Source organism: Mycolicibacterium sphagni (assembly GCF_002250655.1).
GTDB lineage: Bacteria > Actinomycetota > Actinomycetes > Mycobacteriales > Mycobacteriaceae > Mycobacterium > Mycobacterium sphagni.
Map to the genome: position 1 here is coordinate 186,645 of NZ_NOZR01000010.1, position 13,269 is coordinate 199,913.

Consider the following 13,269-nt stretch of genomic DNA (forward strand, 5'->3'; position numbering starts at 1 on the left):
CAACCCCGTGGTACAACGCAGTACCGCACCAGCATTGGGAGGGCCTCACCGATGAGCGAAGCACCAACCGTTGACCTGCCGGTCACCGCCGCACCGAAACTGCCGCCCACCCCGGGGGTGCCGAGTGTGCTGGTGCAAGCCGCATTCGTGCTGGCGCGCCGGCCGACGACGGATTGGCTGAGCCGGCGCTACGGGCGCTGCCTCACCGTGAAAATCCCGGTGTTCGGCAACACCATCGTGGTCTCCGACCCCGCGCTCACCAAGCAGATCTTCACCACCAGCCCCGACGTGCTCTACAACATCCAGCCGAACCTGAGCCGGCTGCTCGGTGCGGGCTCCGTGTTCGCCCTCGACGGCGTCGAACACCGGGTCCGCCGCAAACTGCTCACACCGCCGTTTCACGGCAAGAGCATCAAGGCCTATGAGCAGATCGTGGTCGAGGAGACGCTGCGCGAGGTCCGATCGTGGCCGCAGGGAACGGAGTTCGCCACACTCGAGCCGATGATGCGCATCACGCTCAACATCATCCTGCGGGCGATCTTCGGTGCCGACGGCTACGAGTTGGAACGCCTGCGCGACCTCATCCCGCGCTGGGTGACCCTGGGCTCACGATTGGCGGTGCTGCCCGCGCCCAAGCGCGAATTGCCTTGGACACCTTGGGGCAAGCTCGCCGAGTTCCGTCGTGAGTATGAGGTCCTGGTGGACACCCTGATCAGTCGTGCACAGCAGGACCCCGACTTCGAGGATCGCACCGACGTGCTTTCGCTGTTCTTACGCAGCAGCTACGAAGACGGGTCGAAGATGACGCGCGGCGAGGTCGGCGACGAGCTGCTGACCTTGCTGGCCGCCGGCCACGAGACCACCGCCTCCACGCTGGCGTGGGCGTTCGAACGGGTCTCGCGGCACCCCGAGGTGTTGCGCCGGTTGGTCGCTGAGGCGGAGGCCGACGACAACACGTATCGGCAAGCCACGATCTTCGAGGTCCAGCGCAACCGTACGGTGATCGACTTCTCCGGGCGGCACGTCGCCGTCCAGGCTTACGAATTAGGTGAATGGATTGTGCCGCAAGGCTATTCGGTGATGATCGGCCTGAACCAGCTGCACGAGAACCCGGAGATGTTCCCCGATCCGCAGCGGTTCGACCCGCAGCGCTTCCTCGACGCCAGGCCCAACACGTTCGCCTGGGTACCATTCGGCGGCGGTACCCGACGCTGCATCGGCGCTGCGTTCGCCAACATGGAAATGGACGTCGTGCTGCGAACGGTGTTGCGCAACTTCACCATTGCGACCACAACCGCGCCCGGCGAAAAGTGGCATTCACGCGGCGTCGCGTTCACGCCGAAGAAGGGTGGACGCGTCGTCGTGCACCGACGAAACGCGTCCACCCTCGAGGGTTAGACCTGAGCCCGCTTGGGCAGCTTCCAGCCCGGCCGCGGGAAGTGGCAGGTGTAGCCGTTCGGGTAATGCAGCAGATAGTCCTGATGCTCGGGCTCGGCATCCCAGAAATCAGTGGCCGGGGTCACCTCGGTGACCACCTTGCCCGGCCATAATCCCGAGGCGTCGACGTCGGCAATCGTGTCGAGTGCGACCTGCTTCTGCTCGTCGTCGAGGTAGAAGATCGCTGACCGGTAGCTGGTGCCGACATCGTTGCCCTGCCGGTTCTTCGTGCTCGGATCGTGGATCTGGAAGAAGAACTCCAGCAGCGCGCGGTAGTCGGTCTGGGCGGGGTCGTAGACGATCTCGACCGCCTCCGCGTGGCCAGGATGGTTCCGGTAGGTGGGGTGATCGTTCTGGCCGCCGGTGTAACCCACCCGAGTGGACACCACGCCGGGCTGTTTGCGGATCAGGTCCTGCATGCCCCAGAAGCAGCCGCCGGCCAGGATCGCCGTCTTGTTGTCGCTCACGCGTCCTCCTTGGAAGTCCCGAACAAACCCTTGTACTCGCCGTAGCCCTGTGCCTCGAGATCATCGAGGTGGATGAACTTCAGCGAAGCGGAGTTGATGCAGTAGCGCAACCCTCCCTCGGCGCGCGGCCCGTCTTTGAACACGTGCCCGAGGTGGCTGTCGCCGTTGGCCGAGCGCACCTCGGTGCGGACCATCAGGTGACTGAAGTCCCGTTTGGTGACCACGTTGGATGTCTCGATCGGCTTGGTGAAACTAGGCCAGCCGGAGCCGCTCTCGAACTTGTCGACCGAGGCGAACAACGGCTCGCCCGAAACCACGTCGACGTAGATGCCCGGCTCGTGGTTGTCCCAGTACTCACCGGTGAAGGGCCGCTCGGTGCCGTTTTCCTGGGTCACCCGGTACTGCTCGGGCGAGAGCGCTGACACGGCAGCCGGATTCTTGTGATAGTCGTGCGACATGCCCGTTTCAACCTCGACCGAAGTTGAGATAATCCCGTGCGCGACGCACCTGCACTGCAGGCTGTGAATGCCGGTGCCACAATGGGCGCGCCGGCAATGGGGCCGTGTCTGACCAGGAAAGTTTGACCGGTATGTGGCTTCGCCAGATCAACAGCCAGTCGCGTATCCGAGGCGGCCCGAGATGTCCAGGCTGAGGCTCCTCGCCTATTCGGGGAGTGGTTTCTACGGCAAGCAACAGGTGCGGCTGCTGGAGATCTATCTGGGCATCACGACTTTCCTCTACCTCTACGGCGTCGTGTTCACCATCTGGCCGGTCCGCACCGATCTGACCTATGCCAACCCGATCGGGGGTGTGCTCGCCATCTGTCTGGGGATCGCGGCGCTGTTCTGGCTCGCTGCCAAGCCCGACAAACCTGGGCCCGCGACGGCGGTGGCCATCATCGCCACACCGCTGGTGATGGCGTTCCACATCGCGATCAGCGCCGAGTTCGCCTGCCTGATCGCGCCCATGTTCCTGGCGATGTACCTGCGGGCGTTCTATCCGCCCCGGCGGGCTCTGGTGCTTATCGGTCTTCTCACGGCGGCGGTGGTGGTCGCACTGGCCGTCGCCCCGCTGCGCAAGCTCGTCATCGACTACTTGATCGTCGTCGCAGCAATCGTTGGGGCGAGTGAGTCGTTCGGACTCGTGATGCGGGCCCTGGTCACCAGCGCCTGCACCGACCCGCTGACCGGTCTGCTGAACCGGGCTGGCTGGGAGATCGCTACGCGAGACATCGTGGCGCGCCGGCGATCACCGAAGTCGGTGATGGTCTCGGTGGTGGTGATGGACCTCGACGGTTTCAAACAGATCAACGACACCCGAGGCCACCTTGCCGGTGACGAGCACCTCGCCAGCCATGCGCGCCGCTGGCGCGAGCTGCTGCCGGCCGACGCGCTGCTGGCTCGCCTTGGCGGCGACGAATTCGCCGCGTGCATCGTCGACCGCGCCGAGGGCAAGACGCCGGCCGCGGAGCAGTTTGTCACCGCTGTCGGGCAGCACACCCCAGACACGAGTGTCGGGATTGCGTCGCGGCCCGGCGACACCGCCGAGATCGCCGCCTTGTACTCCAAAGCCGACGCCGAACTTTATGCGGCCAAGGTGCGAAATAGCCGCAGGACTGGCCGCTGAGCTGCAATCGGGACGAATCCTCGACATGCTTACTAGAACGTGTTCTAGTTTGAACTTGTGGCCCGATTTTCCCGTGACGAACTGACCGAAGCTTTCGCAACTTTCGAGGAAACGGTCGCTGACGCGGCCCGCACCCGCGATTGGGATGCCTGGGTGAGTCACTACACCCCCGATGTCGACTACATCGAGCACGCGATGGGCACGATGAAGGGCCGCGACGAGGTGCGGACGTGGATCACCAAGACCATGGGCACCTTCCCCGGCAGTTATATGACCGAGTTCCCGTCGCTGTGGTCGGTGTTCGACGAGGAGACCGGCCGGGTCATCTGCGAGTTGGACAACCCCATGCGCGATCCCGGTGACGGCACCATCATCAGTGCCACCAACATCTCGATCGTCACCTACGCCGGCGACGGGCTGTGGTCCCGCCAAGAGGACATCTACAACCCGCTGCGCTTCCTGCAGGCCGGCATGAAGTGGTGCAAGAAAGCCGAGAAGCTGGGCACCCTCGACGAGGAGGCGGCCGCCTGGATGAAAGCCGTGGGGGGAGCCAAATGAGCATGCCGAAGCTCGTCATCGGAGCCAACGGCTTCCTCGGCTCGCACGTCACCCGCCAGCTGGTTGCCGACGGCCATCAGGTTCGAGTCATGGTGCGGGACGGCGCGTCCACCATCTCGATCGACGACCTCGACGTGCAGCGGTTCGTCGGCGACATCTGGGACAACGCGGTGCTGCGCGACGCGATGTCCGGATGTGACGATGTCTACTACTGCGTGGTCGACGCGCGCGGCTGGCTGAGCGATCCGGCGCCGTTGTTCCACACCAACGTCGAGGGCACCCGCAACGTCCTCGGCATCGCCGCTGGAGAAGGAGTCGCCGGGTCCTTGCACCGGTTCATCTTCACCAGCAGCTACGTCACGGTCGGCCGCCGCCGGGGCAGGACGGCCAGCGAGGCTGACGTCATCAACGACCGGGGCCTGACGCCCTACGTCCGCTCTCGGGTACAGGCCGAAGAACTGGTGCTGCGCTACGCCCGCGAGCACGGCCTGCCCGCGATCGCCATGTGCGTCTCGACGACGTACGGCAGCGGCGACTGGGGCCGCACCCCGCACGGCGCCATCATCGCGGGGGCCGCCTTCGGCAAGCTGCCGTTCGTCATGGGTGGCATCGAGCTCGAAGCCGTCGGCGTCGACGACGCCGCCCGAGCGATGATCCTGGCCGCCGAGCGCGGCCGAGTCGGGGAGCGCTACCTCATCTCGGAGAAGATGATCAGCAATGCCGACGTCGCGCGCATCGCGGCCCTGGAAGCGGGTGTCCCGCCCCCGGCCAAGACCATCCCGTTGCCGCTGGCCTACGCACTGGCAGGCATGGGGACCGCCAAAGCGCGATTGCGCGGCACCGACGAGAAGCTGTCGCTGGGCTCCCTGCGGCTGATGCGGGCCGAGGGCCCCCTGGACCACGGCAAAGCCGTCCGCGAATTGAACTGGCAGCCACGCCCGGTGGAGGAGTCCATCCGGGAAGCCGCGCGCTTCTGGGTCGGGCTGCGCGAGGCCAAACGTCAGGCGAAGGCCGCCAAGCCAGACTGAACCTGGCCCGCCGCAGAGCACGCGGCGAAGACGATGGCCGCAGTACCACCGCCACGCGTTCTAGATTCGTAGCATGGCCACGATCACCGGCGCCGTGTCGCACTGGTTCACCGAACTTCCCCAACCCCGCTCCGCCCTGCCCGGTGATCGCGAGGCCGACATTTGCATCGTCGGTGCCGGCTACACCGGATTGTGGACCGCCTACTACCTCAAACAGGCCGACCCGTCGCTGCGAATCACCGTGCTGGAGCAGTGTTTTGCCGGATACGGCGCCTCCGGCCGCAATGGCGGCTGGCTGTCCGGCCTCGCGCCGGGCCATCGTGGGTTGCTGGCCAAGAGGTACGGCCGCGCTCCCGTGGTGGCCTGGCAGCAGGCCCTGAACGCAGCGATCGACGAAGTCATCGCGGTGGCCGCCAGGGAGAACATCGACGCCGACATCGTCAAGGGCGGCAACCTGGAAGTCGCGCGCAATGCGGCACAGGCCCGGCGGTTGCGCGCCGAGGTCGACGAGGACCGGGAATGGGGGACCGACGGCATCGAGGTGCTGACCGCGGCCGAAGCCGCTGACCGGGTCCGGGTGGATGCCCTGGTGCTGGGCGCGTTCAATCCGCACTGCGCCCGGATCCAGCCGGCCAAGCTGGCCCGCGGTCTGGCCGATGTCGTCGAACGCCTCGGTGTGACGATCTACGAGCAGACGCCGGTGACGGTGATCAGCCCGGGACGCGCGCAGACTCCCATGGGCGCGGTGCGCGCCCCGATCGTGCTGAGGGCCACCGAGGGATTCACCCCGCGGATGCGCGGGCTCAGGCGGCGCTGGTTGCCGATGAACAGCGCCATGATCGCCACCGAACCGATGGCCGACGACATCTGGGCGCGCATCGGCTGGGAGGGTCGCGAAACCGTCGGCGACCAGGCCCACGGGTTCTTCTACGCGCAGCGCACCGCGGACGACCGCATCGCGATCGGTGGCCGTGCGGTGCCCTACCGCTATGCCTCGGGCATCGACCGAGACGGCGCTGTGGGCGCGGACACGATCAGCTACCTGACCCGGGTGCTCAACACCGTCCTGCCCCAGACCCGCGGGGTGCCCATCGCCCACGGCTGGTGCGGTGTGCTGGCTGTGCCGCGCGACTGGTCGGCCGGCGTCAGCCTGGACCCTGCGACCGGGCTGGGGGAGGCCGGCGGTTACGTCGGGCACGGTGTGACAGCGACCAACCTGGCCGGCCGGACCCTGACCGACCTGGTGCTCAAGCGGTCGACGCCGTTGACCGCGCTGCCCTGGGTCGGGCACCACTCCCGGACCTGGGAGCCCGAGCCCCTGCGCTGGCTCGGGGTGCGCGGGATGTACACCGCCTACAAGGTGGCCGACCGGCACGAGGAAGGCGGACGGGCCACGACGTCGCCGATCGCGGTGGCCGCCGACGCCATCGCCCGCCGGCCCTGATGGGAATCATGACCGCCACACGGTGTTGCACGCACTACACCCGACGCTAGGGAGAGCCTCCGATGAGTCCACGCGAGATCAAGCAGCCCACGGCCGAACATCCGATCACGGTCACCCCGACCGGCGGCCGGGTACAGGTGCGGGTCAACGGCGAACTCGTCGCCGACACCCGCGCCGCACTCGGGCTGGCCGAATCCACCTATCCTGTCGTGCAATACATCCCGCTCGGCGACGTCGACCCCGCCGTGCTGACCCGCACGGACACGCAGACCTACTGCCCCTACAAGGGCGACGCGAGCTACTACAGCGTCACCGCCGCAGGCGCCACCGTCGACGACGTGATCTGGACTTATGAGGAGCCCTATCCAGCGGTGGCTGCGATCGCCGGGCATGTCGCGTTCTACCCGACCAAGGCCGACATCAGCGTCGATCCGGACTGACGCGGTGCCAGTCGAGCGCACGCTTTGCTTCCCCGGTCCGGTGAGCCCGGGGCTGACGCTGGCGCCGCAGCGGCGCGGGCCCGGCGACCCGTGCTACCAACTCGACGCCGACCGCGCGATTTGGCGGACCAGCCTGCAGGCCAGCGGGCCGGTCACCGCCCGCATCCACCGCACCGCCCCCGACACCGTGGGGTGCCAGGCGTGGGGCGAGGGCGCCGACGAGTACGTCGAGGCGCTGCCCGCACTGCTCGGATTCGACGACGACGCCAGCGGCTTCCGTCCCGATCACCCTGTCGTAATGGCCGCGGCAGCGCGGGTGCCGCATCTGCGGCTGGGGCGCACCGCCCGGGTGATCGAGGCGCTGATCCCCGCGGTGATCGAGCAGCGGGTACCAGGTGCCGATGCGTTTCGCGCCTGGCGGCTGCTGGTCACCAAGTTCGGCACACCGGCGCCCGGACCGGCGCCGGCGCGCATGCGGGTGCCGCCCTCAGCCGAGGAATGGCGGCAGATCCCGTCCTGGGAGTTCCACCGCGCCAACGTCGACCCCGGCCGCGCCCGCACGATCGTCGGCTGTGCACAGCGGGCCGACGCGCTGGAGCGGTTGTCGGGCCGTCCCGTGGTCGAGGCGCGAGAAGTCCTCACCAGCCTGCCCGGTGTCGGGGTGTGGACGGCTGCCGAGGTCGCGCAGCGCGCCTTCGGCGATGCGGACGCGCTCTCGATCGGCGACTACCACATCTCGAAAATGATCGGCTGGACGCTGATCGGCCGACCGGTCGACGATGCGGCGATGGTGGAGTTGCTCGAACCGATGCGGCCGCACCGCTACCGCGTCGTGCGCATGCTGGAGGCCAGCGGGCTTGCCTACGAACCGCGGCGCGGCGCCCGGCTCCCGGTTCAGCAGATCAGCAAGCTCTGACGCGCTCCGGGTTTCCTGTGCTGCAGGCCGGGTATGCGAGCTGTCTACCGCGAAAGCACGAAGGAGCGATTTACATGGGTTCGAAATTCACCGTCCCCGGACTGTCGGATGCGAAGAGCCGCAAGGTCGCCGATCTGCTGCAGAAGCAGCTGAGCACCTATAACGACCTGCACCTGACCCTCAAGCATGTGCACTGGAACGTCGTAGGCCCGAACTTCATCGGCGTGCACGAGATGATCGACCCGCAGGTTGAACTCGTCCGCGGCTACGCCGACGAAGTGGCTGAGCGGATCGCCACCCTCGGACACTCACCGCAGGGCACACCGGGCGCCATCCTCAAGGACCGAACGTGGGATGACTACTCCGTCGGGCGCGACACCGTGCCTGCACACCTGGCGGCGCTGGATCTGGTCTACGACGGCGTCATCGAGGATCTCCGCAAGGCCATCGACACCACCGAGGATCTGGATCCGGTCACGCAGGATCTGCTCATCGGCCACGCCGCCGTACTGGAGAAGTTCCAGTGGTTCGTGCGCGCCCATCTCGAAAGTGCCGCTGGCACATTGACGCACTCGGGTAAATCGACGGAGAAGGCGGCCGCGAAATCTGCCCGCTAGGCGGGCTCGAGGCCGTCGTCGCGCACCGGGCGCTCGGCCAGTTCTTCATTGCGGCCGAACAGAAGCGGGTACACGACGCCTGCGATGGCCGCGCCGACGAGCGGTGCCAGCCAGAACACCCAGAGCTGGGCCGGGGCGCCGTCACCGTTGAAGAACGCGACGCCGGTCGAACGCGCCGGGTTGACCGACGTGTTCGAAATCGGGATGGATATCAGGTGGATCAGCGTGAGCATCAACCCGATTGCCAAGCCGGCGAAGCCTTTTGGCGAACGATTGTCGGTGGCGCCCAGGATGACGAGTAGGAACAGGAACGTCAGGACGATCTCGGTGATCGCCACCGCGGCCAGCGAATAGTGGAACGGCGAGTGGTCGCCGTAGCCGTTCGCGGCCAAGTGGCCCGTGGCGTTGAATCCGGGCTTGCCCTTGGCGATCCAGTAGATCACCGCGCCGGCGACGAAGCCGCCGATGACCTGCACCACCCAGTACGCAGGCAGTGCTTTCCATTCCACCCGCTTGGCGAGCGCTGCGCCCAGTGTCACGGCGGGGTTGAAATGCCCGCCCGAAATGGTGCCGAATGCGTACACGCCCGCGAGTACAGTGAGGCCGAAAGCCAGTGCCACACCGAGGAATCCGATACCGACGGAACTATCCTCAGCTGGGTTGGCTGCGAAAACCGCTGCGCCGCATCCACCCAGGACCAACAAGAATGTACCGACAAATTCCGCGGCAAGCCGATGCGCCATCGTAGGAGCAGTCACTGGTGTAACCCTTTCGCCGTTGAATCGGGCATGTGTGGATGAAGGATTACACGGTAAAAGTGACAAAAGCACCAAGCTTTGCTGAATTGTGTTGAGACGGTGACCTCGGAAGGCTACTTCTCCGGCTCGTCCTCATCGGTGGACGACATGATCTCCGGAGCCGGAACGGCAACCCGCTCGGCGGCCGCGGTCTCGCGGTTGAGCCGCTGGGCCTGATAGATCGATACCGGGGTGCGGATGATGATCAGATACGCGACACCGACCGCGATCATCGCGCCGGGCACCACCGAGAACGACCCCGTCATCTCGGCGACCATAAGCATCACGGCCAGCGGTGCATGTGCCACGCTGCCGAAGCAGGCCATCATCCCGGCGATGACGAACACCGCAGGGCCGGAGGGCACTGCTGGCATGCCCGCCAAGTCGGCCAGCCGCCACAGCGCCGCTCCCAGGAATGCGCCGATCACGATGCCGGGCCCGAAAATACCGCCGGAGCCACCGCTTCCGATGGACAGTGATGTCGCAATGATCTTGGCGATCGGCAGCACGAGGACGATCCACAACGGCAGGGACGCCAGTCCCTCGCGGGTGGTGGCGATCTGCACCCAGCCGTAGCCGCTGGACAGGATCTGCGGGATGGCCAGGGCCAGCAGGCCGACCAGCAGGCCGCCGATGGCGGGCTTGATGATCTTGCCGCCCGGCAGCCGGCGGGTCAGCGCGACGGTGCCGTAGAACACCCGTGCGTACAGGTATCCGATTGCCGCCGAGACGATTCCGATCACCGCGAACCAGCCCAGCTGTGCGGGGTCGAAGACGTAGTCTTGTGCCACGTATCCGAACATCGGCTCGAAACCGAGGATGGAGCCGTAAATCGCGTATGCCGTCCCCGAGGTGACGAAACCGGGAATCAGTGCCTTGTAGTCGAAGTCCTCGCGGTAGACGATCGACGCTGCGAGCACCGCGCCGCCCAGCGGCGCGCCGAAGATCGCTCCGATACCGGATCCGATCCCCAGTGAGACCGCCACCCGGCCGTCCGCGTCGGACAGGTCGAATGTCCGCGTCAGCAGTGACCCGAATCCGGCCGAGATCTGAGCCGTAGGCCCTTCACGGCCGGCCGAGCCACCGGAGCCGATCGTCAACGCACTGGAAACGAGCTTCACCAGAACGGCGCGGATGCGGATCGAGCGCGGATCGGTGTGGACGGCTTCGATGGCGCTGTCGGTGCCGTGGCCTTCGGCCTCCGGCGCCAGCTTGGCCACCAGGATCGCCGACGCCAGCGCGCCGCCGAACGCGATCAGCGGGATGGCCCACGGGCGAACGAAGCCACTCGATCCGGTGCCGCCACCGTCGGCGAATGCCTGAGGCGGGTGATAGCCGCCCAGGTAGCCGAGGAGGAACTGACCCGTGTAGTCCAGCGCGAGGTAGAAGACAACGGCGCCGAGTCCGGCGATGATGCCGATGGACACCCCGAGTATCAGCCACTTCCGCAGATACCCGGATTCCCGGAGGAATTCACCGAGCCATCCGCCAGCCTTGCCACTCGGTGCCTCGGCCATGAGCGGATGCTAGCAAGCGCAGACTGCTGTGTCAGGCGTCGAGGTCTTGCTGGACCAGGTCAGCGATGCTCTTGCACACCGCCTCATCCTCGGAGGCCACGGTGACCTCGGCGCCGTTGCCTGCGCCCAGGGTCATGATCATCAACGCCGAGCCGGCATCCACCGGTTCGCCCCCCTCCAGCGTCAGGGTCACCGGTACACCGGCGTTGACGACGGCTTCGGAGATGATGGCCGCCGGGCGGGCGTGCAGTCCGATCGCCGAACCGACGATGACGGTCTTGGTGTGCATGGGACTCCTTCTGTTGGTGTCGAATTCGACGTAATGCTGATGTTTACTCGAACTTTCCCTGTCAAACGCTGGTTTCGGCGATGGACGGGGTGGCCAGGCGTGGGGTGGTCAGAGTTGCGGCGGTGCTGCGGATGAACTGCTTGGCACCGAGCACCGCGAACGCGGCGACGACAGTGCCCACGGCCAGGGCCACCAGGAACCACGCCAGGTGGCCGATCGCGAAGAACACGAAGATCCCGCCGTGCGGCGCTTTGAGCGTCACGTCGAACGCCATGACCAGCGCACCGGTAACCGCGCCGCCGGCCATCATCGACGGGATCACTCGCAGCGGGTCGGCCGCCGCGAATGGGATCGCGCCCTCGGAGATGAACGAGGCGCCCAACAGCCAAGCAGCCCTACCATTCTCGCGCTCCGGCTCGCTGAACAGCCCGGGCCGGATGGTGGTGGCCAGCGCCATCGCCAGCGGCGGCACCATGCCGGCGGCCATCACCGCGGCCATGATGCGCAGCGAGGCGGGGTCGGCGACGTTGAGGCCGGCGGTGGCGAAGGCGTAGGCCGCCTTGTTGACCGGGCCGCCGAGGTCGAAGCACATCATCAGGCCCAGGATCACCCCGAGCAGGATCACCGATGCGCCGGTGAGCCCGTTGAGCCAGTTGGTCAGACCGGATGTGATTGCGGCCAGCGGGCGGCCGAGTAGCAGGAACATCAGAAGGCCGACGATCAGTGACGCAAACAGCGGGATGATCACCACCGGCATCAGGCCGCGGAGCCATTGCGGCACATTCACCCGGCTGATCCACAGAGCCGCGAAGCCCGCGATCAGGCCGCCGACGATACCGCCGATGAAGCCGCCGCCGACGAAAACCGCCACCGCACCGGCGGTGAAACCCGGTGCGATACCGGGCCGGTCGGCGATCGCGAAGGAGATGTAGCCGGCCAGGGCCGGGACCAGGAAGCTGAACGCGAGTCCGCCGAGGGTGAACAAGACAGCGCCGAGGTACTGGCTGAAACCACCGGCGGGCAGATTGGTCAGCGAGTTGGTGGTGGCGATGATATGGGCCAGTGAATCCGCCTTGCCCTCAGGCTTGTTCGCGATATCGTAACCGGCGAACAGGAAGCCGAGCGCGATCAACAGACCGCCGGCGGCCACGAACGGGATCATGTAGCTGACGCCGGTCAGCAGGATCTGCCGGATGCGAGTGCCCCAGCCGACCCCACCGGCGGGCGCACCGCCGTCGGCCGCGGTGGCCGTGCCCTCGACTCGGGCTGCCTTCGGATTATCCGATGCGGCAACGGCTTCAGCGATCATGGTGTCGGGTTCGTTGATGGCCCGCTTGACCCCGGAGGCGATCAAGGGTTTGCCGGCGAACCGCTGACGGTCCTTGACGCCGACGTCGGTGGCGAAGATGACGGCGTCGGCACCGCTGATTGCCGCCGCACTGACCGGTGTGCTTCCCGACGAGCCCTGGGTCTCGACCGTCAGGTTCACCCCCGCGCGCTCCGCGGCCAACTTCAGCGCGTCGGCGGCCATGTACGTATGCGCGATGCCGGTGGGACACGCGGTGATCGCGATGATCGACTTAGCCTGTGCTGCCGCGTGTTTGGCGGCAGGGGCGGCCGGCTTGGCGACGGCCGGGTTGAGCACGCCGTCGACCAGGCCGACCACGTCGTCGGCCGACTTGGCGTCGCGCAGCGACTGCACGAACTCCGGACGTACCAGGGCACGGGCCAAGCTGGACAGCAATTTCATGTGCTCGGCGCCGGCGCCGTCCGGCGCGGCGATCAGGAACACCAGGTCCGCGGGGCCGTCCGGTGCACCGAAGTCGACTTTGGGCGACAGCCGGGCGAACCCGATCGACGGGCTGGTGACCGCGGCCGAGCGGCAGTGCGGGATCGCGATTCCGCCGGGAAGTCCGGTGGCGGACTGTGCTTCGCGCGCCATGGCCGCAGCTTGCAGCGCGGCGCCATCGCTGACGCGCCCGCTGTCGGCGAGCCGAGTGGCGAGCCGGCCGATCACCGCCTCTTTGTCCGCCCCGGCGTCGACGTCGAGCAGCACGAGGTCGGTGCTGATGATGGAGTTGGTGGAGTGCGTCATTGAGCGGGCCTTTTCGGTCAGGGTCGGGCGGGCGGAGC

Annotated in this window: 14 protein-coding genes; 8 read left to right on the top strand and 6 right to left on the bottom strand. The window is 66.9% G+C overall.

Features of this window, described 5'->3' with window-relative positions:
• The first annotated feature begins 51 nt into the window (after positions 1-51).
• Positions 52-1,398: a cytochrome P450 gene (locus CG716_RS14355; RefSeq protein WP_094480601.1), complete on the top strand. Its 1,347-nt coding sequence runs from the start codon at positions 52-54 to the stop codon at positions 1,396-1,398.
• On the opposite strand, the gene msrA is transcribed toward CG716_RS14355, so the two are convergent.
• Together msrA and msrB are read right to left on the bottom strand one after the other, a co-directional pair.
• Positions 1,395-1,904, bottom strand: a complete 510-nt coding sequence (gene msrA, locus CG716_RS14360; protein WP_094480603.1) for a peptide-methionine (S)-S-oxide reductase MsrA — start codon at positions 1,902-1,904, stop codon at positions 1,395-1,397. The genes CG716_RS14355 and msrA overlap by 4 nt on opposite strands.
• Positions 1,901-2,362, bottom strand: a complete 462-nt coding sequence (gene msrB, locus CG716_RS14365) for a peptide-methionine (R)-S-oxide reductase MsrB (RefSeq protein WP_094480605.1) — start codon at positions 2,360-2,362, stop codon at positions 1,901-1,903. Before msrB ends, msrA begins: the two co-directional genes overlap by 4 nt.
• A 190-nt stretch (positions 2,363-2,552) precedes the next feature.
• Between msrB and CG716_RS14370 the strand changes: the two genes are divergently transcribed.
• The 7 genes from CG716_RS14370 (at position 2,553) to CG716_RS14400 (ending at position 8,533) form a co-directional block, all read left to right on the top strand.
• Positions 2,553-3,530: a GGDEF domain-containing protein gene (locus CG716_RS14370; RefSeq protein WP_094480686.1), complete on the top strand. Its 978-nt coding sequence runs from the start codon at positions 2,553-2,555 to the stop codon at positions 3,528-3,530.
• A 57-nt stretch (positions 3,531-3,587) separates the two neighbouring features.
• Positions 3,588-4,088, top strand: a complete 501-nt coding sequence (locus CG716_RS14375; RefSeq protein ID WP_094480607.1) for a nuclear transport factor 2 family protein — start codon at positions 3,588-3,590, stop codon at positions 4,086-4,088.
• A 2-nt stretch (positions 4,089-4,090) separates the two neighbouring features.
• Positions 4,091-5,116 (top strand): NAD-dependent epimerase/dehydratase family protein, encoded by a 1,026-nt coding sequence (locus CG716_RS14380; protein WP_207760686.1) that lies wholly within the window; start codon positions 4,091-4,093, stop codon positions 5,114-5,116.
• A 73-nt stretch (positions 5,117-5,189) separates the two neighbouring features.
• On the top strand, positions 5,190-6,560 hold the full coding sequence (locus tag CG716_RS14385) for an NAD(P)/FAD-dependent oxidoreductase (protein ID WP_094480611.1): 1,371 nt from the start codon (positions 5,190-5,192) through the stop codon (positions 6,558-6,560).
• Positions 6,561-6,622: 62 nt separating this feature from the next.
• Entirely contained in the window at positions 6,623-7,000 is a 378-nt protein-coding gene (locus CG716_RS14390) for a DUF427 domain-containing protein (protein WP_094480613.1), read from the top strand.
• Between the two features lie 4 nt (positions 7,001-7,004).
• Complete coding sequence (locus CG716_RS14395; protein ID WP_094480615.1) at positions 7,005-7,916, top strand: DNA-3-methyladenine glycosylase family protein; 912 nt, start codon at positions 7,005-7,007, stop codon at positions 7,914-7,916.
• A gap of 74 nt (positions 7,917-7,990) precedes the next feature.
• Positions 7,991-8,533, top strand: a complete 543-nt coding sequence (locus CG716_RS14400) for a Dps family protein (protein WP_094480617.1) — start codon at positions 7,991-7,993, stop codon at positions 8,531-8,533.
• On the opposite strand, the gene aqpZ is transcribed toward CG716_RS14400, so the two are convergent.
• The 4 genes from aqpZ to CG716_RS14420 all read right to left on the bottom strand — a co-directional run bounded on the left by aqpZ (position 8,530) and on the right by CG716_RS14420 (position 13,231).
• Positions 8,530-9,276: an aquaporin Z gene (aqpZ, locus tag CG716_RS14405; RefSeq protein WP_165774153.1), complete on the bottom strand. Its 747-nt coding sequence runs from the start codon at positions 9,274-9,276 to the stop codon at positions 8,530-8,532. The two genes, CG716_RS14400 and aqpZ, sit on opposite strands and share 4 nt — an antisense overlap.
• Positions 9,277-9,404: 128 nt before the next feature.
• The gene (locus CG716_RS14410; RefSeq protein WP_094480621.1) at positions 9,405-10,847 is read right to left on the bottom strand and encodes a chloride channel protein; all 1,443 of its coding nucleotides are present in this window, start codon (positions 10,845-10,847) and stop codon (positions 9,405-9,407) included.
• Positions 10,848-10,878: 31 nt separating this feature from the next.
• Positions 10,879-11,136 (bottom strand): HPr family phosphocarrier protein, encoded by a 258-nt coding sequence (locus CG716_RS14415; RefSeq protein ID WP_094480623.1) that lies wholly within the window; start codon positions 11,134-11,136, stop codon positions 10,879-10,881.
• A 61-nt stretch (positions 11,137-11,197) separates the two neighbouring features.
• Positions 11,198-13,231: a PTS fructose transporter subunit IIABC gene (locus tag CG716_RS14420; RefSeq protein ID WP_094480625.1), complete on the bottom strand. Its 2,034-nt coding sequence runs from the start codon at positions 13,229-13,231 to the stop codon at positions 11,198-11,200.
• Positions 13,232-13,269 lie beyond the last annotated feature (38 nt).